This is a genomic window from Microcoleus sp. T3_B1 (assembly GCF_036700445.1).
Lineage (GTDB): Bacteria > Cyanobacteriota > Cyanobacteriia > Cyanobacteriales > Microcoleaceae > Microcoleus.
In genome coordinates this window covers 44279-70119 of sequence record NZ_JAUBOX010000008.1, presented here as the reverse complement: position 1 = coordinate 70119, position 25841 = coordinate 44279, and the positions used below count along the sequence as shown (strand labels likewise).

24 protein-coding genes and 1 pseudogene are annotated in these 25841 nt (G+C 45.3%); 12 read left to right on the top strand and 13 right to left on the bottom strand.

Features of this window, described 5'->3' with window-relative positions; genetic code table 11:
* Positions 1–182: 182 nt before the first annotated feature.
* From QT990_RS07160 to QT990_RS07140, 5 genes are all read left to right on the top strand, one after another.
* Positions 183–1034 carry an alpha/beta fold hydrolase gene (locus QT990_RS07160; RefSeq protein WP_333465072.1) on the top strand — a complete coding sequence of 284 codons (852 nt, stop codon included), beginning with the start codon at positions 183–185 and terminating at the stop codon, positions 1032–1034.
* 159 nt (positions 1035–1193) lie between these two features.
* Positions 1194–1637, top strand: coding sequence for a photosystem II protein PsbQ (gene psbQ / locus QT990_RS07155; RefSeq protein ID WP_333144450.1), 444 nt, complete (start codon positions 1194–1196; stop codon positions 1635–1637).
* Between the two features lie 38 nt (positions 1638–1675).
* Entirely contained in the window at positions 1676–1891 is a 216-nt protein-coding gene (locus QT990_RS07150) for a hypothetical protein (protein WP_333465071.1), read from the top strand.
* Positions 1892–1934: 43 nt separating this feature from the next.
* On the top strand, positions 1935–3062 hold the full coding sequence (locus QT990_RS07145; RefSeq protein ID WP_333144452.1) for an FAD-dependent oxidoreductase: 1128 nt from the start codon (positions 1935–1937) through the stop codon (positions 3060–3062).
* Positions 3063–3113: 51 nt separating this feature from the next.
* A complete protein-coding gene (locus QT990_RS07140) occupies positions 3114–3596 on the top strand; it encodes a hypothetical protein (RefSeq protein WP_333144453.1) in 483 nt (160 codons plus the stop codon).
* A gap of 75 nt (positions 3597–3671) precedes the next feature.
* Here the strand turns inward: QT990_RS07140 and QT990_RS07135 are convergent, their stop codons facing one another.
* The 6 genes from QT990_RS07135 to QT990_RS07115 form a co-directional block, all read right to left on the bottom strand.
* A complete protein-coding gene (locus QT990_RS07135) occupies positions 3672–3908 on the bottom strand; it encodes a MafI family immunity protein (protein WP_333238746.1) in 237 nt (78 codons plus the stop codon).
* A gap of 269 nt (positions 3909–4177) precedes the next feature.
* Entirely contained in the window at positions 4178–4378 is a 201-nt protein-coding gene (locus QT990_RS07130; protein ID WP_333144455.1) for a hypothetical protein, read from the bottom strand.
* Positions 4375–4572: a BrnT family toxin gene (locus QT990_RS07125; protein ID WP_333144456.1), complete on the bottom strand. Its 198-nt coding sequence runs from the start codon at positions 4570–4572 to the stop codon at positions 4375–4377. The genes QT990_RS07130 and QT990_RS07125 overlap by 4 nt, the downstream gene beginning before the upstream one ends.
* Positions 4573–4656: 84 nt before the next feature.
* The gene (locus tag QT990_RS35785) at positions 4657–4743 is read right to left on the bottom strand and encodes a hypothetical protein (RefSeq protein ID WP_445252067.1); all 87 of its coding nucleotides are present in this window, start codon (positions 4741–4743) and stop codon (positions 4657–4659) included.
* Positions 4744–5143: 400 nt separating this feature from the next.
* Entirely contained in the window at positions 5144–5560 is a 417-nt protein-coding gene (locus QT990_RS07120; protein ID WP_333144458.1) for an NUDIX hydrolase, read from the bottom strand.
* A 285-nt stretch (positions 5561–5845) separates the two neighbouring features.
* Positions 5846–8476: a M1 family metallopeptidase gene (locus tag QT990_RS07115; RefSeq protein ID WP_333144459.1), complete on the bottom strand. Its 2631-nt coding sequence runs from the start codon at positions 8474–8476 to the stop codon at positions 5846–5848.
* Positions 8477–9167: 691 nt separating this feature from the next.
* On the opposite strand from QT990_RS07115, the gene QT990_RS07110 reads away from it, so the two are divergent.
* A complete protein-coding gene (locus tag QT990_RS07110) occupies positions 9168–10250 on the top strand; it encodes a class I fructose-bisphosphate aldolase (RefSeq protein ID WP_333144460.1) in 1083 nt (360 codons plus the stop codon).
* A 424-nt stretch (positions 10251–10674) separates the two neighbouring features.
* On the opposite strand, the gene QT990_RS07105 is transcribed toward QT990_RS07110, so the two are convergent.
* Entirely contained in the window at positions 10675–11832 is a 1158-nt protein-coding gene (locus QT990_RS07105) for a hypothetical protein (protein WP_333465070.1), read from the bottom strand.
* A 43-nt stretch (positions 11833–11875) separates the two neighbouring features.
* On the bottom strand, positions 11876–14071 hold the full coding sequence (gene recQ, locus QT990_RS07100) for a DNA helicase RecQ (protein ID WP_333144545.1): 2196 nt from the start codon (positions 14069–14071) through the stop codon (positions 11876–11878).
* Positions 14072–14168: 97 nt separating this feature from the next.
* Between recQ and QT990_RS07095 the strand changes: the two genes are divergently transcribed.
* Together QT990_RS07095 and QT990_RS07090 are read left to right on the top strand one after the other, a co-directional pair.
* On the top strand, positions 14169–14453 hold the full coding sequence (locus QT990_RS07095) for a DUF427 domain-containing protein (protein WP_190738299.1): 285 nt from the start codon (positions 14169–14171) through the stop codon (positions 14451–14453).
* Positions 14454–14576: 123 nt separating this feature from the next.
* A complete protein-coding gene (locus tag QT990_RS07090; protein ID WP_333144544.1) occupies positions 14577–14708 on the top strand; it encodes a hypothetical protein in 132 nt (43 codons plus the stop codon).
* 238 nt (positions 14709–14946) lie between these two features.
* Here the strand turns inward: QT990_RS07090 and QT990_RS07085 are convergent, their stop codons facing one another.
* The gene (locus QT990_RS07085) at positions 14947–15612 is read right to left on the bottom strand and encodes an L-threonylcarbamoyladenylate synthase (RefSeq protein WP_333144543.1); all 666 of its coding nucleotides are present in this window, start codon (positions 15610–15612) and stop codon (positions 14947–14949) included.
* Between the two features lie 213 nt (positions 15613–15825).
* On the opposite strand from QT990_RS07085, the gene larC reads away from it, so the two are divergent.
* The gene (larC, locus tag QT990_RS07080; protein ID WP_333465069.1) at positions 15826–17280 is read left to right on the top strand and encodes a nickel pincer cofactor biosynthesis protein LarC; all 1455 of its coding nucleotides are present in this window, start codon (positions 15826–15828) and stop codon (positions 17278–17280) included.
* A 71-nt stretch (positions 17281–17351) separates the two neighbouring features.
* Here the strand turns inward: larC and QT990_RS07075 are convergent, their stop codons facing one another.
* On the bottom strand, positions 17352–17654 hold the full coding sequence (locus QT990_RS07075) for a hypothetical protein (RefSeq protein ID WP_333307237.1): 303 nt from the start codon (positions 17652–17654) through the stop codon (positions 17352–17354).
* A gap of 36 nt (positions 17655–17690) precedes the next feature.
* Positions 17691–18317 (bottom strand): annotated as a pseudogene (locus tag QT990_RS07070) (energy-coupling factor ABC transporter ATP-binding protein); the annotation flags it as partial.
* Positions 18318–18514: 197 nt separating this feature from the next.
* Between QT990_RS07070 and QT990_RS07065 the strand changes: the two are divergent.
* Positions 18515–19936: a serine/threonine-protein kinase gene (locus tag QT990_RS07065; protein WP_333307239.1), complete on the top strand. Its 1422-nt coding sequence runs from the start codon at positions 18515–18517 to the stop codon at positions 19934–19936.
* 54 nt (positions 19937–19990) lie between these two features.
* Positions 19991–21388 (top strand): serine/threonine-protein kinase, encoded by a 1398-nt coding sequence (locus QT990_RS07060; protein ID WP_333465068.1) that lies wholly within the window; start codon positions 19991–19993, stop codon positions 21386–21388.
* Positions 21389–21827: 439 nt separating this feature from the next.
* On the opposite strand, the gene QT990_RS07055 is transcribed toward QT990_RS07060, so the two are convergent.
* Both QT990_RS07055 and QT990_RS07050 read right to left on the bottom strand, forming a co-directional pair.
* A complete protein-coding gene (locus QT990_RS07055) occupies positions 21828–24176 on the bottom strand; it encodes a PhoX family phosphatase (RefSeq protein ID WP_333465067.1) in 2349 nt (782 codons plus the stop codon).
* A 322-nt stretch (positions 24177–24498) separates the two neighbouring features.
* The gene (locus QT990_RS07050; protein WP_333465066.1) at positions 24499–24966 is read right to left on the bottom strand and encodes a hypothetical protein; all 468 of its coding nucleotides are present in this window, start codon (positions 24964–24966) and stop codon (positions 24499–24501) included.
* Positions 24967–25253: 287 nt separating this feature from the next.
* Here QT990_RS07050 and folK point away from each other — a divergent pair, with 287 nt between their 5' ends.
* Positions 25254–25742 carry a 2-amino-4-hydroxy-6-hydroxymethyldihydropteridine diphosphokinase gene (gene folK, locus QT990_RS07045; RefSeq protein ID WP_333144537.1) on the top strand — a complete coding sequence of 163 codons (489 nt, stop codon included), beginning with the start codon at positions 25254–25256 and terminating at the stop codon, positions 25740–25742.
* The last annotated feature ends 99 nt before the right edge of the window (positions 25743–25841 follow it).

Below are 25841 nucleotides of genomic sequence, written 5' to 3'. Positions count from 1 at the left end.
CCCTTAAGAAGGGGGACTTTGATCGGAATCTTGTCCCCCCCTTATTAAGGGGGGCTAGGGGGGATCGGATTCTACGGAGCCTCATAAAAAATTGGTATAAGGTGCGGATGTGCACACCCAACTATTAGGTAAGTAGGGCGGGGAATACCCGCCTTATTGTTTGATAAATAACCAGTAAAATAATGTCAATTGATGAGAAAATAGTTGAAGTAGGCCCGCTGCAATGGTTTTATCGGGAAACAAATCCAGTTAACGAAACTGGTAAACCGCCCGTACTGCTGCTGCACGGTTTGCCGTCCCAGAGTTTTACCTGGACTGTAATGATGCCGGATTTGGCGGCAAGCGGATTTAGATCGATCGCCCCAGATTGGGTGGGTTACGGGCGATCGACAAAACCAGACAAGCGCGACTTTGCCTACACTCCCGATGCTTTTGTTGACGCCCTCGCTGGCTTTATTCAAGCTCTAGAATTAGACCGATTTTACCTCGTTGTCCAAGGATTTTTAGCTTCAGCCGGTATTCAATACGCTTTGCGGAATCCAGATAAAATTGAGCGTTTAGCTGTCATCAATACACCAGTTTCAGCAGATATAAAATTGCCTTGGAAAATGCAGCAGTTGGGGCTGCCTTTTATTGGCGATATGATGACGCAAGACCCGCTTTTGGTTGACAGAACTCTCGAAGGTGGCAGCGGCCAGACAATATCAGACAAGGATTTAGATGTTTACCGTCGCCCGTTTTTGAAGAGTTCGGATGCAGGTCGATCGCTGATGAATACAGTCCGCAATATTCAATTGCCGCAGTCAATGGCCGAAATTGAATCCGGCTTGAAAGCATGGACTCGACCAACTTTATTTGTCTGGGGTTTGACAGACCCTTGGCTGAGTGTTGAACCTGCTAAAAAGCTAGTCGGTTCCCTGCAAAATGCAGAGTTAGTCACACTGGAACAAGCGGGGCATTATCCTCAAGAACATTGGTCAGAAAAAGTTGGCGATGCTGTGATAACTTTTCTGCGCCGCCAGGAGGTAAAATAATATTTTGTACATAACTCTCGGTGCTGGGTCAGCGAAGCAGAGCCAAAGCATCTGCGTTTCCAGGCAGAGCCTTGGAACGAACACGAGCAACCCCGTACCCGCCCTGTGCCCGCTCGCAACGAGCAATCTAAAATCTAAAATCTAAAATCTAAAATCGACATGACTCGTCCCCGTTCAATTTTTGCCTTGATGATGGCGTTTTTGATGGCATTTCTGGTTAGTTGCAGTAGTGTCGAAGCAAAAGTTCCAACGACTTACACAGCAGCCCAGATCCAGCAAATTCAGCGTTATGTTCCTACCCTGACAGAGTTGCGATCGCGCATGGATAAACTGGGAACCCTAATTCAAAAACGGAATTGGGTTGATACCAGAACTTACATTCACGGGCCTCTAGGCGACTTGCGGAATGTAATGAAAACCGTCTCTGGGAGTTTGTTGCCTAGTTCTCAACAGCAAGCTGTTGATTTAACTAAGAGTTTGTTTACCGATTTGGTTAACATTGACCTTGCTGCTAAAGAGCTTGACTATGCAAAAGTCACGGCCAGCTATCAAAAAGCTGTCAATGATTTCGATACCTTCTTGCAGCTAATTCCTAAAGCTTAACTAGCCTTAACTCACATCTGGCATCCAGAACAGGCAAGATGCCTGTTCCACAAAGAAAGAATCAGTTTTCTTGTGGGGCGTATCATTGTCAAGAACAGGCAAGATGCCTGTTCCACAAAGAAAGAATTAGTTTTCTTGTGGGGCGTATCATTGTCAAAAACAGGCAAGATGCCTGTTCCACAAAGAAAGAATTAGTTTTCTTGTGGGGCGGGCATCTTGCCCGTCCGAAAAAGGTTTATATGGACAAAACCTAGGAAGCAGTTAATCTAAAATCTAAAATCTAAAATCTAAAATTGAATGGTTCGTGTTGCAATTATTGGTTGCGGTATTGTTGGGGCTTCGATCGCCTTTGAACTAAGTCAATTTCCCGAACTGAAAGTTACTGTGTTCGACAAACAGCCGCCGGCACAAGGTTCGACTGGCGCTGCACTCGGTGTTTTGATGGGAGTTATCAGCCACAAAACTAAAGGCAGAAATTGGCAGTTGAGGGAAACCAGCCTTCAGCGCTACGAAACTTTGATTCCTGAATTGGAAGCAGTTACAGGGCGAAAAATTCCTTTTAACAAACAGGGAATTTTAATGCTTTGTTCGGAGGGAGAGGATTTAAGTAAGTGGGAAAAGTTGATAGCAACTCGCCAATCTCAAGGTTGGCAATTGGAACTTTGGGATCGGGAACGAGTGCGATGTCGCTGCCCTCATCTCTATTTAAATGATAAGATTATTGCTGCGATTTATTCGCCTCAAGACCGACAAGTCGATCCGACGGCGCTAACTTTGGCTTTGGTTGAGGCTGCTAAACTCAAAGGAGTTAATTTTGAGTTTGGAGTGGAAGTTCAAGGCATTACTGAGTTGGATTCTCAGGTGTCTGAGATTCAACTCGCATCTTCCATTGCTGTCAATAAGTCTTGTGGAACAGGCATCTTGCCTGTTGCTGAAAATTTCGATCGACTAATTGTGGCGGCTGGTTTGGGTTCTGCTGCTGTGACTGCATCGTTAAATCAGTTGGTTGACATTCGCCCGGTGTTGGGACAAGCGCTGCATTTGCTGACGCCCAATCCTGTAGGAAACCCAGATTTTAGCCCGGTAATTACTTGCGATGACGTTCACATTGTCCCTGTGGGAAATCAGGAATTTTGGGTGGGGGCGACGGTGGAGTTTTCCGAAAATGGCGGGGAAATTCAGGCGAATGCTGATATGTTGGCGCAAGTGATGGCGAGGGCGACATCCCTTTATCCGGGCTTAGCATTCGCCTCAATCATCAGGAAATGGTCAGGATTGCGCCCGCGGCCGGAAGGGCGGCCGGCCCCCATTATTGAGACGCTTCCCGGTAACGATCGCGTTCTCATCGCCAGCGGCCACTATCGCAACGGTGTTCTGCTGGCCCCTGCAACAGCGCGATCGATTCGAGAAATGATTTTGCAATAATTAACAAATGTTAATATAATCAAGATAGCAATTCATATCTTACATCTAAATATGTCCGACAAACCTTTAGGTAAACCCCGCTCTTTGTGGCGACTAATTTTGCTGTCGGCAGTCAGCTTGCTGCTATATTACGGATGGTACAAATGGATTATTCAAGAAGAATTGCGTCGCTATAACGGCAGCGGTTGGTCGGGAACTCTTTGCTTGCTTCCTTTTGTTTTAGGAGTAGCCGTCCCCCAAGCTTTGCGAATATTCGACCCTGACGTTCCCGGATGGTTTGGTTGGTTTTCCTTGCTGGGTATTGCTTGGATTTACATCGTGCAGTTCAAACTTTACAACACAGTTAACGAATTGTACCGCCAAGAAGGAATCAAAGAACCGCTAACAGTTTGGTGGATTTTTGTACCCGGTTTAAATTTAGTTGTCGGCTTGCGGCAAATTCACTTTTTAAGCCAGTTTTGGGCGAGAAAACAGGGAATAGAAGTTAAGGATAACTTAGCCGAAAGTATTCCTTTCCTCTCAGCTAACGCTTAATCTGTATTCAGGCTTATGGACTTGTTGCTGCAATTTCTCTGGGATTTGCAGCGATCGCATCTACATATTCTATTCTCAAAGAGTTACGTGGACTTTTAACATCTCCCAAGTTTCCCGTTCCATGTTCAAGATATTGCCCACTTCTTGCCAAAGTTCATAAACCTTTAAATTTATGGGAATTTCTTCTTCAATGAGAATATCGCACAAAGTCTCTAACGCCAGATTCCACTCGCCCGCCTGAATATTTGAAACCATAAATTCTATTTGAGTGTCTGACAGTTGTGGTTTCACGATGTTAATGACCGAAAGCATCTAGGGTACAAGCCCCCGCATTCATTCCTTCGCAGACTCAGGACCTGGGAAATAAAAAACCTGTATCCGATGAAACTTGCCGAACGTATTTATCCGTGGGGTCAAGTCTTCAATTCTAAGATCTAAAATCTAAAATCTAAAATCGATTGACTTCATGGAGTTTACTTTCTACAAGTTTATAGTCAAACATGATCCTATCTCCTTCTGGGAGCGATAGCGATCGGGCATTATGAGCCAAGCCACTTGAGAAAAGGAACCGGGTTTCTCACCTACTCAATACTTTGAATTAGTTTAATGTTATTTCTCAGCCATTCATTGACCAAAACTTGAACCTCAATCTTTTTATGCTCAGCAATTTTAGTCACAAATTCCTCGACATCTGGTTCGAGATAAATGGGATAATGAAACGTAGCATCAGGATGGTAAAACTTGCCTTGCTCTGATGAAGAAAAGTCATACTCTGATTTCATAATTTCCTCTCTTGATAAGCTTGGGTTTCAGTCAAATTAGCTTTGCGGGCTGAAATTATCCGAATTATACAGGAGGTGCGATCGGTTTGTTCAAAGGTATGGATGACAACCCTTAAAGTTCCTGTTTCATCTAAGCCTATGGTAATCCATCTATCTTCATCTTGACCACGAATTTCAAAGGTGGTACCCGCCACGTGATTTATCCGTGGAATCAATCCAAAATCTAAAATCGAAAATCCTCAAGCCCCCGCATTTATCCGTGGGGTCGCCTCTAAAATCTAAAATCTAAAATCTAAAATCGATTGACTGTGTTCTTCATCATATATTGTTAATTGAGAACGATCGCGGAAAACAGTTGATGCCAAACGAAAATTTAATTGATGCTTGCGAATATTTTGCTTTTCTTTGGCTGGATTCCAATCAAAGTTATAATCCAAGGCAATTTATTATGGTAAACGAAGCTAGAATTAAATTATAACATAAATTATGAGTTAATGACTTCATGGAGTTTACTGCCAACAAGTTTGTAGTCAAACATGAGTTTCTCTCCTTTTGAACTCGATCGCGATCGGGTCTTATGAGCCAAGCCACTTGAGAAACGTATAGCGGAATCTTGTCTGGCGACTTAAATCCTGGTAAGTGACTCCTGGAATCGCGCACATTTTAATCTTAACATTGCTGAACTTTGACTGCACTTCCGATTCCAGCTTGTCGAGAAGTCTTAGATACCCGACTTTGTGAATAAGTCGGATATCTGGGTATTGTTCACCAGAACCTATTAGGCAAATCGGCTAAAATGAGTTTGAGTTCCGGTTCATTAACCCGCTTAATTGCTTTAGGAATACTTACCCACTGCCGCTTTCTCTTGGTAGCTTCGGGCCAAATTTCCAGAACTGCTTGCACTTCCATTAAAAATACTCCTACCAGCCAAGTACAGCCGGACTTTTGATACTCGTAAGTTCCTAGCAAATCCGGGAACACTTTACCCAACAAACCTGCTTCTTCCCAAGCTTCCTTGGCGGCGGAATCTTGGGGAGTCATGTCAGGTTCAATTAATCCTTTGGGAATCACCCAGCGCTTGCTAGCCGAAGAAGTAATCAGCATTACTTCAATTTGTCCGTCTTGAATGCGATAGGGAATTACCCCCGATTGCTCTATCAATACAGCGGTTCTTATACTCATAATTTCTGCAATATTTCAGGGTGAAAAAGCTACTGCAACTTCATCAACAGTTGACAACTCAAAAATAAAAATTGCATCCACCTTCTAGATAATTCCCCTGTTGAGACAACAAAGTGGAGAATAAAGATATTTGGTTTTTCCCCTCTGTGGAAAATAGGAAATTCCCCTGCACTCCCACTGAACAATAATATTATTATAATAACTGCGCGAAATCCTCTACCGACAAGCAGATAAAAGCCGATCGCCAATATCTGCCTTTATCTGCGCCAGTATGGGGTTTTACACCTAATCTTTCTTCGCCTTAGCCTCCAAATTCTCCATCCGACTCCTCAAATCTTGATTCTCCTTTTTCACCTGGTCTAATTCCTCCCGCAACTGCTTTACCGCTGCATCAGAACCAGCATTTTTCTGCACTCTCTGCACAGCTTCATCAGCCATGCGGCGAACGCGACCATCGGGAGTTTGGTCAGCTAAAGAACGCAAAATGCGAATGGCTTTGCGAGTTTGCATTTGTCCTAATCCCGCTACTACAGAGACTTGAGTCAAGAAAAACGTCTCTTTAGATAATTCTGCCAATCGCTGCAAAATCCGTTCTAAATTGACCTTGGTTTGACCACTCGAAATTGTACCCAAAGCTCGAATTGCAGCCAAGCGCAAAGCTTGCGGAGTACCGGCGGCTGTGTATTTCAATATTAAATTCAGCGCATCTTCCGAAGTTTTCATCTGCGCCAAACCGGAGATCGCACCCGATCGCACTACCTCATTCCACCCCTGACGCTCTTTGAGCACCAATTTTAACTCTTTCAGTACCTGTTCGTCGGTCGGTTTTTCGTCGGGGTTAGCCGCTGCAATTGAGCCCATAGCACTCGCTGCGGCGGCTTCTACATAATAGCTGTCGTCGCCTTTTTCGACGATCGATCTCAGCGCTTTATAAGTTTCGTGAGTTTGGATTTTACCCAGCGCATTCACCACAGCGCGACGAACACGAGCATCTTTATCTTTTAAACCACTTACTAAACCTTCAAAAACTTGGTCGAGTTTAATTTCAACTAACTGACCGGCAACTTCTGCCCGTACTGCCCAGAACGGCTCTTTCTTGAGAACTTCTGACAGCGTTTTCACCGCTTCCAGCCCTCCCTTCTTCGCCACAGCTTGGGCAGCGTAAATCCGCGAAACCGGGTCTGGATCGAACTGCAACTGAGCTTTTAGTTCCGCAATTCCATACTCTAAAACAACAGTCTTTAAGTATTTATTGCCGACATCAAAACTGATAAATGCAGGCTTCTCTTCGAGAGGGAAATAGAAGCTTTGCTCGCGCTCATGCACTCGGACTGTGAAAGTTTTTAGGTTCGGGGTTGAACGTGCCCAACTGTCATCGTTTGCTTCTTTTTCTGGCTTGTAACCGAAGCCGATCGGAATTTTTAGGTCAAAGACATCTTTGCTGTTGCCGTTGCCATTTTTGCTATCTTTCACCTGAGTTTGAGTGACAGTAACTTTTGCTAATTTGCTGTCACCATCCCAGGAATAAGCAACCTTATAATCTGGATGACCGCCACGATAAACGTACTGGTCAAACAAAAACATGAGATTGCGACCGGTAGCCTTTTCTATCGCCCTGAGCAAATCGATCGTTTCTACAGTTTTGTGAGCGTTATCCCGCACAAAAGTGTGAATTGCTTTGTAAAATAATTCGTCGCCCAACTCGGCGCGAATCATGTGATAGACGCAAGCACCTTTTTCGTACAAATGGCGATCGTACAATTCAATGGCTTCGCGGTAAACGTGAGTAACCATCGGGCGGCGGTAGCGGGAACTGTCTTCTGCTAAATAACTGCGGGCTTCATTTAACATATAGTAAGCCGCGTCTTCTTTGCCATATTCTTTATCAGTCCACAGCACCTCGGAATAAGAAGCCATGCCTTCTTTCAGCCAAGCGTGAGACCAATGTTTAATTACTACTAAATCACCGAACCATTGGTGAGCCAATTCGTGGGCGACTAAGCTTTCAGTACCTCGATTGTCGAGGGCGGCGCGTTCGTCTAGCAAGCACCTATCTGTTAGCAAAGTTGTCGAAGTATTTTCCATACCGCCGAAGATGAAATCATCGACGCAGACTTGAGCGTATTTGGGAAAAGGGTAAGGATAGCCAAATGCTTCCGAGAAGAATTCAATCATTTGAGGCGTTTTGCCCATGCTGCGCTTAGCGTCTGCTTCGCGGCTTCTTTCCACGTAATAATTAACTGGTTTGCCGTTCCATTCGTCTTTAATTTCGGCGAAATCTCCGACTGCTAAGGTCATTAAGTACGTCGGGTGTACCTGGGTTTGCGACCAGTGATAAATTTTCTCGTCGCCGTCGTTTTTTGTGCTAATTAATTCACCGTTGGAGATGGCAAAAAGTTGCCTGGGAACTCGCACTCGAATTTCCGAAGTTGCCAACTGTCCGGGATAGTCGAAACAGGGAAACCAGAAGCGGGAATCTTCGTCTTCGCCTTGAGTCCAAACTTGTGTTGGTTTGTCTGGATAGTTTTTGTCCGGGCCGACGAAATAAAGGCCGCGTTGGGGTTTTTCGACCGAGTATTCGATCGCAATAGTAATTGGTTGGTAAGCTTCTGTTGGTTCGTGCAGTTGAATTTGCAGCACTTCGCCGTCGCTGTCGAAATTTTGCTCGGTTTCGCCAACTTTTACCGATTCAATGTTCAAGTTGACCGCATCTAAGGTTAATTTGTCAATGCCGCTGCGGACGGGATTGATGCGGATGCTGCAAGTGCCGCGAAAGCTTTGTTTGGGAATATTCAGCACTAAGTCGAGGAAAATGTGTTCTACTTGACCAGGGCGATCGGGATTGTAATGCGGCCTGGCACCGGGCATCTCGAAGGATTTGTGAGCGTTTTCAGAATCGAAGTAAGTATTTGACATTGTGATGGCAAAGTTGTGAGTCGAGCGGCGATCGCTGGCAGCGCCGATCCGGCTGAACTGCCAGCTTATTATAGAGTAGCGCGTCCTAGCTGCTGTTGTCGCTAACTTGTTAAAAACTGGGTCTATCGTTGAGGGGATGGAAAATATGATTTTTTCGTTACAATATCACCAAGGCTAATGTCTGCAATCATCAGCCTGCAATTGAAATTGAGAGGGAAATCTGCGTCAGTAACTCAACCCTAAAGGGATTGAGCTTGTAAGAGAAATTCTTGCAAGCTGTACTGACCAGCCTAAGTCTTAATTGACTACGTTTTTTGAGTCACGACACCCCGGAATGCGTAGCTAGTTCCTTGCTCTGTCATCTGCAATTAAACAGTTTTAAAGTCACTGAAACAGTGTTGCAGGTCGAAAAAGCTCTTAAAACATTGACCGACAAGCTAACATTACCCCGAAAGGGAGGCTCAATTGAGCGAACCATTATGCGTACAGGGTTGGGAAGTTTGAGATGGTAATTGTCAAGCGCGAAAGTGCATTACAAAAGTACACCAAATTGAACAACTCCAAGGCGGTAATGGGTAAAGAAAGATTCAATGCGGTTGAAACCGCTTGTGTGATCCACGCTCGCGTAGCCGAAGTGTCATTGTCCTCTCAGGGCTAAAGCCACTGAGTTTCGCACTTACTGAGATTTTTTATGACAGCTACACTATCAGTTCCCAATTCCATCGAGTCTTGGCTGGGCGACGAAGCCGAAGACTTGCTCACCCATGAAGCAAAAGTTTCTAAAGATTTTTTGCACCTGCCGGGCCCGGATTGGGTCGATCGCATTTTTGCTCAAACCGATCGATCTCCTCAAGTTTTGCGATCGCTTCAGCAACTCTATTCTAGCGGACGCTTGGCGAATACCGGCTATTTATCCATCCTGCCAGTAGACCAAGGAATCGAACACTCGGCGGCCGCTTCTTTTGCACCAAATCCCATTTATTTTGACAGCGAAAACATCATCAAACTAGCAATCTCTGCAGGCTGCAATGCTGTCGCGACAACGCTGGGAGTTTTGGGAAGCGTATCTCGCAAGTACGCGCACAAAATCCCTTTTATTGTCAAGCTCAATCACAACGAGTTGCTGACTTATCCCAATCAATACGACCAAATAATGTTTGCTTCTGTAGAACAAGCTTGGAATTTGGGAGCAACAGCAGTCGGAGCAACAATTTATTTTGGTTCCCCGGAATCGACGCGGCAAATCCAAGAAGTTAGTCAAGCTTTTGCACAGGCTCACGAATACGGAATGGCGACTATTCTGTGGTGCTACCTCCGCAACGATATCTTTAAACAAGACCAAGATTATCACATTGCGGCAGATTTAACCGGGCAAGCAAATCACTTGGGAGTGACAATTCAAGCTGATATTATCAAGCAAAAATTGCCCGAATGCAACAACGGCTATGCAGCAGTTGCTAAAGCTAGCGAGCACAGTTACGGCAAAACCGACAAGCGCGTTTATTCGGATCTAACAACGGATCACCCGATCGATCTAACTCGCTATCAATTGCTCAACTGTTATGCGGGAAGGATGGGTTTAATTAACTCCGGCGGTGCTTCCGGGAAAAGCGATTTTGCAGAAGCAATTCGCACGGCGGTAATCAACAAGCGCGCTGGGGGATGCGGCTTAATTTCCGGCCGCAAAACTTTTCAGCGTCCCTTTGAAGAAGGCGTAAAATTGTTCCACGCCATTCAAGATGTTTATTTGTCGCCCGAAATCTCGATCGCCTAAAAATTTACCGCACTCAATATCACCACCTAAACCTAGCGTGCACCTTACGCACAAATTCCCCTAAACGTAGGGTGCACACTGTGCACCTTACGTGATTAAAATTCCTTAATCTGGCGTTGCAACTTAGCTGTAATATTAATACTATAGCAATCCTAAATCATTTGTAAAAATATGTAGGGGTAGTGCTACCCCTACTCCCCGTGCCTACCCCCTATCTATCGGGGCAACCACGGGGGGATTGCCCCTACAATAATTAGGCGAATGATTTAGGGTTGCTATAGATGCCGAGCAAACGAGTACATACATCGATGATCGCACTTTAACATAACTGGGTGCTGATGGCGCACCTTACCCCACAATAAAATTGAACGATGAGTGGAACAGGCATCTTGCCTGTTCATTAAACTCGTGCAATCTCTCAGATTTAAGCAACATGGCGCGGTGAATCAACCATCGGCGCAGTACCAAACAAATGTCTGAGATAACTGCGACTGAGCTCGCGGTTCCAGCGCCGCAGACGCACCATCACTCGCGTGAATGTAAAAGTCAATTCCACCACCAAAGAAAGCTGTTTGAGACTAAGTGAAGTATTAAACACATCGTTACCGTGCGTGCGTTCAATCTGATGGTGTTTCAGCAAAGCAATCAGGTTTTTGGTAGAGCCTTTCAGTTGATTGAAATAACTCTGGAAGAAGGCCCAGCGACTGAAAGCCCAAAACTTAGCCAAATGATTTATCTCATCCTGTAAAGGCTGGGAAATTGCCTGTTGCAACGCTCCTGTTGAGTGTACCATCAACCATAAATAAATAGAAGTAGCTCCCCACTCGGTACTCAGGCGACTAATCACGTGTTTGTAGGTATCTTGCCAAGCGTCGCCTGTGGATTGACAACCATTAACAGAGTTGGGTTTAACTTGCAGTTTTTCGGCGGTAAGTTCCTGGTAAATTTTCCTAAATGTCGGGCAATGTTGGCGTTCTTCTTTTTCCCAGACACCTATCTCTAGAATGTTGCCGTTGTCATCAAAAATTCCTCCCATAAACCGCGCCATTTGCGGGTAAATATGCTGTAAGTAGCACCAACTTTCTCTACCGTAGCTGCGGATGGGAGCTTCAATTTCTGCCGCACTTGCCAAAATTTGTAAAAATATTTCTGGCTTGACACCAATAATTTGGTCGCGAGTGATTCGTTGCCAATCTATGGGTTCCCAAGGGCGGGGATGCGGGTTGGAAAATTGCTGGGGTAGATCGGAAAGTCGATCGCTCAAAACTTCCAATGACATATAATGGTCGATGAGGGAGTTAATCCTTGCCCGACTTTGCAAGTAGCGAGGGCTTTGATACTGATTTCCAGCCAAATCAATTGTATACACCTTACCAGTAGCTTTCATTGTTTCTGCCTGTTCGTAACTTTTACAGCTATTGTGCAAAAGGCATTTGGGAAGCGGCAATGAGTAAGCTGCAGGCTGCTCAATTACTACGAGTTGCTTGGAGTTAGCCGAACTCAGGTGAAGCGGCATGAAGTAGGGTGAACTACACAACACATGATAGCCGTAATCTGCGCCGAAGAGTAGCTTTCCTCCCATCAATTATCTGCGTGCATCAGCGTTAATCAGCCTACATCTGCGGTTAAAAACCCACATAATTTTGCCGCCACCAAGCGCGCACAAACTTAATCTCCTCAAACGTATAACGTTCTTCCAAAAAATCATAAATTGCTCTCAGTTTTTCATCCCCCATAACTTCAATAGCGTACACTATCGCCTGCTGGCGTTCCGGTTCCACTAACAAATTTATATCAACTTCCCTGCCCATTTCCATCAATTCTATCAGATGCCCCGAAATAGTATTAGGACTCATACCCCGCGCATTCGCTATTCCTTGAACTGTCAAGCCTTGTCGGTATAATTCCCAGGTTTGCATCTGCGAATAAGACGCAATGTTGGGAAGATTGGGAAGATTAGCAACATCAGAAGATGCAGTACCATTCGGCAATCCTTGTTCTTGGCAAAAATTGCGAATGGCCTCCAAGAAAACCTTACCGTACTTATCTCGCTTGTTGCTACCAACGCCGTAAACATCCTCGAATTCTCGGAGATTTTGCGGGCGTTTTTCTGCCATATCTCGCAAGCTTTTATCTGCAAAAACTACGTAAGGTGGCACAAATTGTTCGTCGGCAATTTGTTTGCGTAGCGTCCGCAGTATGGTAAATAAAGCTTCTACTTCTACTGCCAAAGAACGAACTTTCGCCTGTACTTCCCGCTGCGGTTCAATGGCGATTTCAACTGTGCGCTGACGTTTCATAATTTCCCAACTTTTTTCATTCAGTTTTAAAATGGGAAACCCGTCTGTTCTTTCCTCTAAAAAACCTTGATTTACCAGCGATCGACTCAACTTTTTCCATTCATCAGCACTTCTATCTTTGCCTATTCCGTAAGTAGAAAGTTGGTGGTGCTGGTATTGCAATACTTTTTGATTTTTTGAACCGCGCAGCACGTCTATAATATGATTCATGCCGAATTTTTCTTGGCATCTCGCGACGCAAGAAAGAAATTTCATTGCCTCAATCGTCCAATCTTCTACTGGTTTTTGGTTGCAACAGTTATCGCAAGTACCGCAGTTTCCGGGGAATGAATCGCCAAAATAACTTAACTGGATTGTGCGGCGGCACTCGGTGGATTCTGCATAGTTGATTACTCGCCGCAACTGTTGGCGGGCAATTCGTTGTTCTTGCGGGTCAGGTTTTTGCTCGATGATGTAGTCGATCATTTTGACATCGCCGTAGCCAAAAAATAAGCTGCAATGGGCGGGTTCGTTGTCTCGGCCTGCGCGGCCAGATTCTTGATAGTATCCTTCGAGATTCTTGGGTAAGTCGTAGTGAATTACAAACCGCACGTCTGGTTTGTTAATGCCCATACCGAAGGCTATTGTGGCTACCATTACTTGCACGTCGTCGCGAATGAAGCGGGTTTGATTTGTGGCGCGAGCGACATCGTTCATGCCAGCGTGGTATGGTAAGGCTTGGATGCCGCTTTGTTGCAATTTATAGGCAACTTCGTCAACTTTTTTGCGACTGAGGCAATAGATAATTCCCGAACCGCCTTTTTTTTGGATGATTTGCAAAACTTCGGCAAAACTGTGCTTGGTTTTGGGGCGAACTTCGTAGTATAAATTGGGGCGGTTGAAGCTGGCGACGTGGATGTAGGGATTTCGCAGAGTTAACTGCTGGATTATGTCTTGGCGGACGCGCTCGGTGGCGGTGGCGGTTAGTCCCATAATGGGAATGTCGGGATATCGATCGCGCACTCGCTGCATTTGCCTGTATTCTGGTCGAAAGTCGTGCCCCCATTCCGAAACGCAGTGGGCTTCGTCGATCGCAAATGCCGAAATTCCTAACTTATTTGCTACTATATCTAAAAACGGTAAAAATCTCTCACCCAGCAAGCGTTCGGGTGCAACGTAGAGCAATTTAATCTTACCTTCGAGAATTGCTGTTTCGCGCGATCGGGTTTCCTGAGAGCTCAAAGTGCTGTTGAGAAAAGTCGCCCCAATTCCATTATCCTGCAAAGCTTCCACCTGGTCTTGCATCAGAGCAATTAACGGCGACACAACCACAGTCAATCCCGGTTTCAACAGTGCCGGTAATTGAAAACACAAAGACTTGCCACCGCCCGTCGGCATGACAATCATCATATCCCGTTTTTGTAAAGCAGCTTCGACAATTTCCTGCTGCCCCGGACGGAAAGAGTCATAGCCAAAAAAATGTTTAAGAGCTTGTTCCAGGGACAGTGGCACAGAAGATATTGGCGGATGAGACGCTGACATTTGCAGTAGTTGGTTGTTGGCTTCTCAACTATTCTATGCCTTTTGAGCACAAATACAGTTACAATAATTGAGAATCTCAATTTAAGCAGAAAAACTGATGCCGAAAGCAATTTGGAATGGTGCCGTTTTGGCCGAGAGCGACAAGTGCGAAATTGTAGACAATAACTATTATTTCCCCGCCGATGCCATCAACCGTGAGTATTTCAAGGACAGCAGCACTCACACTACTTGCGGTTGGAAAGGTGTTGCTAGTTACTACAGTGTCGAAGTCGGCGGACAAGTGAATAAAGACGCTGCGTGGTACTATCCTACTCCGAAAGATGCTGCTAAAAATATTGCCGGATATATTGCTTTTTGGAAAGGAGTTAAGGTAGAAGCTTAGGTTTTTTCCGCAGGTTTGTTAGCTGGCGATTCCGACAGGCCGCCAGGGAATTAATTCCCTGGCTCATAGCTGAAGTCGTCTTAAGACGACTGTGGAAATTAGGGAGGAATAGGGAGCATCTCAATGAAAGCAGGCAAGCTAGAAATTGGAGTTTTGAGGCAGGAGGCAGGAGGCAGGAGGCAGGAGGGAAGAGGCAGGAGGGAAGAGGGAAGAGGAAGAAGGAAGGAGCCAGAAGAAGTGTTTTTACAAATATGAGATGCTCCCGAGGAATAACATAAGTTGCGATAAGTTCAAATAGAAATAATATCTAATATCTACTGATAGCGATTGCTCCTCTGATAATTGTCAATGCTTTAAAATATAGGACAGAGCTTAATTAAATTCAATACCATAACCGCTATATTTAACAGTCCTCTTTGAGAGGACTTTCGCTATGAGACGGGGGTTTTGAACCCCCGGCGGACTGTTGGAGAAGCGAAAGCATCCTCAAATTTTAATCTTTTTCCCAAACGGCGACAGCTTCCGCACCCAAACCACGACGAACAACAATCGGTTCGCTTTCTGTCAAATCGAGAATGGTAGAAACTTGATATCCCGGATCGGAACCGTCATCGACAATGACATCTACTAACTTTGAAAAACAGTCAAAAAGTTCAGCTTTGCCAAAACTTTCTCCTTTTCCTGCTGGCACGGGTGCTGCACCTTCATCATCCGTGGTAATGTTAGCGGATGTTGAAATAATTGGATTTCCCAAAGCTTCCAACAGTGTAAAACAAAGCCGCTGGTCGGGAACGCGAATTCCAGTGGTTTTCCGTTTTGGGTTCATTACCAACCGTGGCACTAACTTGGTAGCTGGCAGCAGAAATGTATAAGGCCCAGGTATTAACCGCTTGATAATTCTGTATGCTTCATCGCTGACGACAGCATAGTCGGTGATATTTGACAGAGAGGAACACAGGAACGTTAAAGGCTTATCATTGGATAGTTGCTTGATCTGCCTGACTCGTTCTACGGCAGACTTGGAGTTGAGATCGCAGCCGATCGCGTAAACTGTATCTGTCGGATAAAGCATCACTGCCCCATCTTTCAGAGCTTTTTGAATTTTCTCGATCCGGTCTCTTTGGGGTGCAACTGGATGCACTTCGTAAAAAGTTGCCATGTTAAGATATTGCAGGCTAAGTGGGCGATCGAAATATCGAGTGAAACCGATATCTTGCAGCATTGTCAAGAACAGGCAAGATGCCTGTTCCACAAAGAGTAAATTTTCTTGTGGGGAGTAGGGGTTGGGCATCCTGCCCGCCCGTCCAAGACTTATTGACAATGGTGCAAGGCGTAAGATGAAACAATCAATGCTAAAAATTAATTGTTAACAATGAATAAAATAGCTTATTTTGACTGTCCAACCGGCATTGCTGGCGATATGTGCATCGGAGCTCTCATCCACGCCGGCGTTCCTTTAGAATACCTAATCGAAAAACTCAATTTGCTCGGCATTTCGACAGAGTACCAGTTGCGGACGGAATTAGTCCACCGGAATACTCAACAAGCAACTAAATTTTATGTCGATTTAGCTGCGGATTTGTCGTTAAAACCAGAAAATCCCGCTACCGAACTCGATCCCTCGGAAACCGAATCCCCGACTTTCGACGCCCGCCACCACCATCATCACGGGGAAGAACATTCTCACAGTCACGGCGAAGCAGAGGCCGAAATTAGCCACAGTCATCACCGCAATTTGCCCGAAATTGAGCAAATCATCGTCTCTGCAAAATTGCCTCCGCGCGTGGAAGCTTGGAGTTTGGCCGTATTTGGCAAATTAGCAGAGGCAGAAGGTGTCGTACACGGTATCCCCGCAAGCGAGGTTCACTTTCACGAGGTGGGGGCGACGGATGCAATTATTGATATTGTCGGTACTTGTTTGGGTTTGGATTGGTTGGATATTCAGGAGTTTTACTTTTCGGCGATGCCGACTGGTGGCGGTACGGTGAAGGCGGCCCACGGCCGATTAGCGGTGCCGACGCCGGCGGTGATGCGGTTGTGGGAAACGCACCGAGTGCCGGTTTATAGCAATGGCATCGATCGCGAATTGTGCACTCCTACGGGAACTGCGATCGCCTGTACTCTCGCCTCTGCTTTCGGCCCGCCACCGTCGATGCAAATTCAGGCCATTGGTTTGGGTGCAGGTTCTCGAAACCTGGCAATTCCTAATATTTTGCGCCTCTGGATTGGGGAGAAGCAAGAGGGGGAGAGGGGGAGAGTGGGAGAGGGGGAGAGTGGGAGAGTGGGAGTGGGAGAGAGTGGAGGAAAGACGGGTAGTCATTCCCAATTCCCGATGCCCAATTCCCAATTCCCAATGCCCGATGCCCAATGCCCAATGCCCAATTCCATAGAAACTATTACGGTGTTGGAAACGCAAATTGATGATTTGAGTCCGCAGGCGATCGGCTATGTTTTTGATGCTTTGTTTACCGCCGGAGCTCTGGATGTTTTTACTGCCCCAATTGTGATGAAAAAGTCGCGGCTGGGGGTTTTGTTAACTGCGATTTGTCATCCAGAATTTCAGGATGCTTGCGAAGCTGTGATCTTTCGCGAGACTACTACTTTGGGAATTAGGATCTCGACTCAACAGAGAACTATTTTACACCGAGAAATCCAGACAGTTAAAACAGAATACGGCGAAGTCAAGATAAAAGTTGCGAAGTCTGGAGAAACGATTGTTAATGTACAGCCGGAATACGAAGATTGCGCGGAAATTGCCCGACTTAAAAATATTAGTTGGCGGGAAGTTCACCGCTTGGCGCTGCAAAGTTGGTACGATCGCACTTAATCCATTACAGGAACTTACATCTTGCAGCATTTTTAGGAACAGGCAAGATGCCTGTTCCACAAGAATTTAATTCAACCAATAAGAAATAACAAATAACTAAAGCCTAGGGTTTGGTAAAATTTGGTGTTGCCATTGCTCGAAAGCGGGGATTTTTGAGCGATCGTCTGTTGAAAACATCTTGCACCATTTTTATGAACAGGCAAGATGCCTGTTCCACAAGAATTTAATTCAACCGATAACAAATAACAAATCACTAAAGCCTGCGGCTTGGTAAAATTTGTTGTTGCAATTCCTCGAAAGCGGGCATTTTTGAGCGATCGTCTGTTGAAAACATCTTGCACCATTTTTATGAACAGGCAAGATGCCTGTTCCACAAGAATTTAATTCAACCGATAACAAATAACAAATCACTAAAGCCTGCGGCTTGGTAAAATTTGTTGTTGCAATTCCTCGAAAGCGGGCATTTTTGAGCGATCGTCTGTTGGAAACATCGCCCTTATTTGCTCCATAAGCTCGATCGCCAGCGGTACGCCAAGCTGCAATTGTTCCAACACATCCCGCTGAGCAAAAACGGTTTCCCGTATTTCTTCTAAAATTAGTTGTCCTCGATCCATTACAAACATCCAATCTGCCCACCGGTAGATGAAAGCGAGGTCGTGACTTGCTAAAAGAATAGTGGTTCCGGCGCTGTGAATTTGTTGGAGTAAACCGATCAGTTGTCGGGTGTAACGCGGGTCGAGATAGGCGGTAGGTTCATCTAACAGCAGCAGTTTGGGTTTGAGAACCATGATATCGGCGATGGAAACCCGCTTTTTCTGGCCCAAACTGAGATTGTGAATTGGTTCGCGGGCGAGTTCGCTTAGATCGCATTGCTCGATCGCCTGCTGCACCTGTTGAGAAATTACGGATTCTCTCAAGCCTAAATTGTACAACCCGTAGGAAATATCTTCTTCTACCGTCGAAGCTACTAATTGATGGTCGGGATTTTGAAAGACGAGTCCGATTTGTTGGCGCAGTTGCATCAAAGATTTGCGATCGGTCTTTTTTTGTAAGACTCTTGTGTCAGCACTTTCTCAATAGCTTCGCGTACTTTAGCAACGCTTGTGCCATTGCTTGAGTTCATAATAGTCATATAATAATCATAATTAATGTTTGTAACAAATCCCGCTTTTTTCTAGCAATTTTCGTTAAGGCTGAAGTATAGTAAAAGCTACCACTATTTATAGTAAAAAATATGGTAGAGCGAGTGTTAAAAGAACGTTATGCCATTCAGCAATGCCTGGGTAAAAATGGGGGACGACAAACTTTGCTGGCGCGCGACTTACAAACTCAGGAGTTAGTCGTCATCAAAATCCTTACTTTTAGTGCAGATTTCCAGTGGGACGATTTAAAACTATTTGAACGAGAAGCCACAACCTTACAGTCACTTTCCCATCCGGCAATTCCTCGTTACTTAGACCATTTTGAATTCCCGACACCAAAGACTAAAAGCCTTGCACTGGTACAAAGCTATATTGAAGCGAAATCTTTGGCAGAATGGGTTGAATCGGGACGCAATTTTAACGAAAAAGAAATAAAGCAAATCGCTAATAACTTGTTGGAAATTTTGATATATTTGCAACACCAAAACCCGCCAGTAATTCATCGAGATATTAAGCCGAGCAATATTCTTTTAGCAGATCGATCGCCCTTCAAACAAAAACACTCCGCCCTTAATAAAGGTGGTTGGTTGGGTGAAGTTTACTTAGTAGATTTTGGTTCAGTTCAAACCTTAGCAGCGAGAGAAGGTAGCACCGTTACTGTAGTGGGAACTTACGGATATATGCCGCCCGAACAATTTGGCGGGCGCGCGGTTCCGGCTTCCGATTTGTATGGTTTGGGTGCGACGTTAATTTACTTAGTAACGGGAGTCCATCCAGCCGATTTGCCGCAGGAAGATTTGCGTATTAATTTTGAGCCAAAAATCGCTATTAGTTCGGACTTTGTGGACTGGCTGCAGTGGATGACCGAACCAGATTTAAACAGCCGCTTAACCACGGCTCATCGGGCGTTACAAGCACTGGAAAAACCGAAACAGAGGGGGCGATCGCTTCTGCGAAACCCTAGGGCGAGTAATAATGTAAAACTGAATAAAGACAGAAAGAGTTTGGAAATTGTGATTTCTACTTTTTCTCCTCTCTTTTTAGTTAGTGTCTATTTAGTAATTCCGTTAATTGCATCGTACCACGTGCTTTTAGTAAGTATATCCTGGATTGTTATGGCGTTTACTAAGGGTTCTTTTATAGGTGCATCATTCGCAGCATTCGGAGTTACTTACTTTGGCAGTTTTTGTTTATTTTTACTTTTTCAACCCATAAAATTAGTATTTCTTAGACGTATCGCCACTCGACTACTAATCGATGAGGAACAAATTTATTTTACTTCCAACTTCTGGGGATTTTTGCGTTACAATATGCTGCCACCAAGCCCGAGGCTAGCTATCGGTACATTACGATTCATAAGAGATGAATATACATACTCCAGCCGGGGGCGCAATATTCAAATTTGGGCCGGAACGCGGGAATATCAACTTATTACCAGCCATCTCATTGATGACGAGATTGATTGGATAGCAGAAGAACTCAGCGAATGGTTAAATTTGCCTATTAGTGAATAAAGTAGAGATGGCAAATGAAATTAACAATAACTCTCCTCAAGAAGTTTGCAAAAAATGGCAAGTGAAGTTTTAAAAGAACGTTATGTAATCGAGCAACAGCTAAGTCAAACTGCGGGAAGGCGCACGTTTATGGCGCGCGACTTGCACACAGAAGAGTTAGTAGCGATTAAGTTACTGATTTTTGGAGAAGATGTTCGCTGGGATGACTTGAAACTCTTTGAAAGAGAAGCACAAACTTTACAACTGCTTTCTCATCCGGCAATTCCCCCCTATCTGGATTACTTTGAGGTGGATACACCAACGGGTAAAGGATTCGCCTTGGTACAAAGCTATATCCCAGCCAAATCCTTAGAAGAATGGTTAAAAAGCGGGCGAACTTTTAGCAAAGCAGAAGTCAAGCAACTAGCTAAAGCATTACTAGAAATTTTGGACTACCTCCACGGGCAACAGCCGCCAGTTATTCACCGAGATATCAAGCCGAGTAATATTTTACTGGCAAATAGATCGCGCAATAGTGTCGGTGATGTTTATTTAGTTGATTTTGGTTCCATACAGACGTTAGCAGCTAGAAAAAGCAGTACGATTACTGTTGTCGGTACTTACGGATATATGCCGCCCGAACAATTTGGCGGGCGGAATGTTCCAGCTTCCGATATTTACAGTTTGGGTGCAACATTAATTTATTTAGTAACGGGCAGGCATCCCGCCGAGTTATCTCAAGGTAATTTGCAAATTCAATTTGAGTCATTAGTTAATCTCAACCGAGATTTAATCGATTGGCTGAAGTGGATGACACAACCGAGTTTGAACCGCCGCCTTGCATCTGCAAAAGAGGCGCTGGAAGCGCTGGAAAATCCCCGCCCGAAAACAGATATCTCGGCGGCGAGACGAAAACTGATCGGCAGCAGGATTAAACTGAAGAAAGATGGGGAGAAGCTAGAGATTTTGATTCCCCCAAAAAAGTTGGGTTTTTGGAGAGGCTACTGGATAGGGACAGGAATTTTGGTTGAGTTGGGGCTAGTTTTATTAATTTTTCTGTTCATAAAAATCATGCTTGAAACCGGGTATATAGTCTTTATGTTAGTGGGTGCGCTGTTTTTACTCATCTTTTCAATTGTTTTGCTATGCTCACTTTTTATTACATTTTCGCAACACATTCAAACTTATTTCAAAACGACTACAATAAAACTCGATAGAGAACACATATCCGTGACTAAGCGATACCCGTGGTGTAAATTTCGTGCATATCCATTTGTGCATGAAGATATTAGTCCCAAAATTATGTATATCCGGAAATCCAGGGATTTTAGGTGGCAATATAAATCTTATAAAACTATAAATGTTTCTGATTTAACTGCCCCGGAAATAGAAGTGCTCGCCAATGAAATAAGTACAATCTCGCACGGAAAACTTGTTTTTATAGTCGGAGAGAATCAACTCCTAAACAGATAATAAGTATAGAAAATCACTACCGCCAAATAGTCTATAGCCCTTTCTTCGTGATTCTGGCGATCGAGCCGCATCCACTAATTTCCAAAAATCATCATGTTCTATTTTACCTATTGCCTATCGATCCACAGTAATAAGTAAGGTTCGTACTGCGAACTTGAGTCCGCAGCCGGAGAGAGGACTCACGTCCGCACTACAAAGGTTTTTATTAGAGTAAGCTGTTACGCATTTAAACCATTAACGCTCCCGGTAAGGTGCGTCAGCTAGAACACTGACTATACATGGGAAACGCTTATTTACGCTCCGCACCCTACTATCTGAGATGTTGCACCATTCTCAATAAATTTTTTATGAACAGGCAAGATGCCTGTTCCACAAAGAGTGAATTTTCTTGTGGAACAGGCATCTTGCCTGTTCTTGAGAATGGTGCAAGATGTGAGATTTAAACAAACTGGCCCGTTGGAGTCGATCGCACCCGACGAATTCCAATCACCGACGGCATCGGCGAACGCCTGCGATCGTTCTCAATATTGCTAGGCCACAAACTGCCGCGAGCAACACTACGAGTCTGATTGAAAACAGCACCGTTCAAATCCAACATTTCAATTTGCCGACTCAGTACAGTACCATCATCGATCGGGCAATCTTCCCCAGGATGCTGCACCGCAAGCAACAGCGTATCTCCCACAAAAGTCGGCCCAGTCATTTCGCACCGATTCGGGCCGTAAGCAAACGGAATTACTGTTCCTGCATTCGGCCCAGAAGTCGGAATATAAAACAGCCAATTGTTGCCGAAAACTCCAGTAAAATCTGACACATTTCCAGTCTTTTTATGGTCGATCGTCGTTGGCTTTCCACTCGCACCCACATCAAAACCGTTGTGCGTGCTCGTAGACATATCAGTCACGCCCCAAACGTTGCCTTGAGTGTCAAAAGCCAAATTATCTACACTCGCAAATCCCGCCCCAGCTACCGAACCCGCTTCTCCACCTTGAGCCAAACGCTGCCAGCGAAACGTCAAACCTGCACCATCGGGACTGTCTTCAATTATTTTGTAAAGTCCTCCCGACTGCTGAGTGCTGTTGACGGCGCTACCGTATTTAGCAACATTAAAAATGCGAGAATCTGGATAGCCGTCGCTTCCGGGTGCTGCGTCCGTATAAGCAATAAAAACTTCCTTAGTAGTAGGATTAACTTCCAAATCTTCCGGCCGCGCCGTCGGAGTGCCACCAATCAAATTAGCAGCTAAGAAAGCATCAACTAACACCGCACCTTGGCTGCTGTAGAAATTAGCCAGAGTTTTATTTTGGTAGCCCGGAATTGCTGTTGCTTCATTGGTTGTATCTACTACAAAAGAACCGCCGTCTTCGGTTTGACCAGCAATTCCGGCGCGTTTGGGCAAGCGAGTATTTGCATCTCTTTGAGCTTTGCCAAAACTTGCTAATTCCGCCTCGCCAACTTTAGAAGGACGCACCGGATTTGTCGGGGTATTTAATGTCAGTGGCAGCCATCTTCCAGTACCGTTGCGGTTATATTGGGCCACGTACAAAACCCCATCTTCAAACAATCGGCTGTTGTTTTTATCTGCGGGATTGGTGACAGTACCGTTGCTGACAAATTTCCAGGTGTGTCCGCCGCGTCGATCGTCCCCCATGTACCCTATTAACTTGCGGCCTGCTTCAGCGCGAATCCCGACGTTTTCGTGGCGGAAACGGCCCAACCATGTGTGCTTCCGGGGGCGGAAACTCGGATCTAGGGGATCGACTTCTACCATCCAGCCGTATTTTTCGCCGACTAAGCCGAATTCCTCACCGATAGTGCCCTTGGCGTAGCCCGTTTGGCCACCGTTGGGTTTGACGTTTTCCTGAACTCCGACGAAGAATAGTTCGCTACCTTGGAAGTTTTCTTCGGCGGAGAGGATTGTGCCCCAAGGGGTTGTGGCGCCGGAACAGTTGTAAGCTGTACCGATGATGCGGTTGCCGAGTCCGTCGGTGTTGACTTGCGCGAAGACTTGGGTAGCAGCAGGGCCCGTGCCGGTGAGGTACTCGTTATCCCCTTGTCTGGTTCCCCAGGAGGTGACATCTTTGTATTTGTCGGTACGCTGGCTGTTGATGCCGAGCCCGGAAAGTCCGTGGATACGGCGGTTGAGGGAGTCGCCGGCGATCGCCTGAAATCTACCGTTGGCTTGTTTGGTAATGCGGACGATCGAACCACCGAGATTGTACAGAAATTCGCCGAGGGTATCCCGATTCTTTACCGATAAGTCTATACCGAGGACAGCGCGATCGGTTGCTGGAAATGATGCCACATCTGACGGGGCTTCCGGCGCCACTTTCGACATCGGGAAGGATACATACTCGTGGTTAACCCAGAGATAACCGTCCTCATTGCTGCCGCGAAGGCCTACGAAGCCGGTGTAGTCGTTGTTGTAGCCGAAATAGTCTGCCGGATTGGGAAAAACTCGATCGCCCCAGCGGACAATCACGTAACGTTCGTATTCCGGCGGCACAACCACATCGTCAACAACGCTGTAACTCGTTAATCTAGTATCCTGCGAGGCAGCCATCACGGTTCCCTGTCCCCCCGGCGCCATCGCCATGAAGCTGGGCATTTCTCGATAAATCGGCAGCGGGTGGGGAAGTCTTACAGGAGTGAAAGATGTCGGAACTACAGCTTCAGCAGCGCTGGAATTGATGCTGAACAGTTTTTGAGTTAGCCCAGGAGCAAGCACAGTGGTAGCCGCACTGCTGCCGAAGAAAATTAGCAGTTGTCGGCGAGTTATTTTAGACATAAATTCCTTTTCAAACCAACATCTCTAATCTGATGATTCCGTATGAAACTCTATCACTTTTCAATTAAGGGAAGTTTACCTGAAGGTTAATTAAAAGTGGGAGATATTTAGGTTAACAACAAGTTAAATATTGTAATTGGCAATTGGTAATTGGGAATAGAGAGAGAGATTCAGGAAAAAATATCTATCCGCGTATCCGTGATTTCCGTGTCGTGCTGTTGGTTATTTGTTATTTGTTACCAATGCCCAATGCCCAATGCCCCATGCCCCATGCCCAATGCCCCATGCCCAATGCCCGATGCCCGATGCCCGATGCCCGATTTCAATCATCTCGAAAACCCGGATCATTTTCTCGGAATGTCGATCGACTAGGCGCAGGTACATTAATCACTTGCGAAAACCCAGAATTTGCGGGCGAAATATTGCCGTCTCTGAATCCCAGCAGCAATTGAGCATCGGCAAAATATCTAGTCCACTGTTCGATTCTCGCATCTTTTTGCCAGTCGTGGCGGGATACTCTCGATCGCAAAACAGGAACTCTTTGGCGGCTGCGATCGGCTGTAATGATGACTGTAACTTCTGTTAATGCCGGATTTTCTTGAAACTCGCGGGCGATCGACTCTTTCGCTAAATCTTCCGCCTGCTGCACTAAACTCGCAAAAGATTGACTGCCGTCCGAATCAAGGGTAAGGTAGCGCTCTTTGGTTTCAGCCAAACCTATTGATATACTTGCTGTTAAGCTGATAATTGCTAGAATGACGGCCGACAATAAGCGTAGGTACAAATTCATTATCTTGGAAACAAAATACTAACACTTGTCAATGATAGTTAATAAAATTTAACATACTGTTAAGCTTAAATTAAAATAATATTTTGTGTTATCAGAATGCGCCAAAAATGCAGGCTTTAGGGGGAAAGTTTCGTAAAAATACAACTTGTATGGGCGGGTTAAACCCGAAATCTGTTTAGGAATCAAAGAATATTGATAAACCCGCGCCGCCTTAATCTTCTCTCTTCCTGACATCCGTTACATCCGTTACATCCGTTACACAATCCGTTGCCGAACCTTCCTTCCTTATGAAATCAACAAAATGTGCGATCGCCCTTGGTAGCAACTTAGGCGACTCCCTCGCCACACTCTCTAGCGCGATCGTAACCCTCAACAACACCCCAGGAATAGCAGTAAAATCCCATTCAAGCTGGTATCAAACCGCCCCCGTTGGGCCGCCGCAACCCGATTACATCAACGCCTGCGCCATCCTAGAAGTGGCACTAGAACCCGAACAATTGCTAGCAGCTTTATTAGAAATTGAAATAAAATTTAATCGAATTCGCCGAGAAAAATGGGGGCCAAGAACCCTAGACCTAGATTTGCTGCTGTACGACAATTTAATCCTAGAAACTCCAACACTGACTCTACCTCATCCCCGGATGACCGAAAGAGCTTTTGTATTAGTACCTTTAGCAGAAATTGCCCCGGATTGGGTGCATCCGGTGACGAAAAGTGCGATCGTCCAACTCCTGCAAACCGCAGACTGTTCCGGAGTGCAAAAATTGCAACTGTAACAATTGAGCAAAATTCACGGATCGTACCAGTTTCCCAAAAAATGCAACCGTAGGTAAGCTCCAAACTGTAATAGTTATCAGTCATTCCCAATCTAAAAT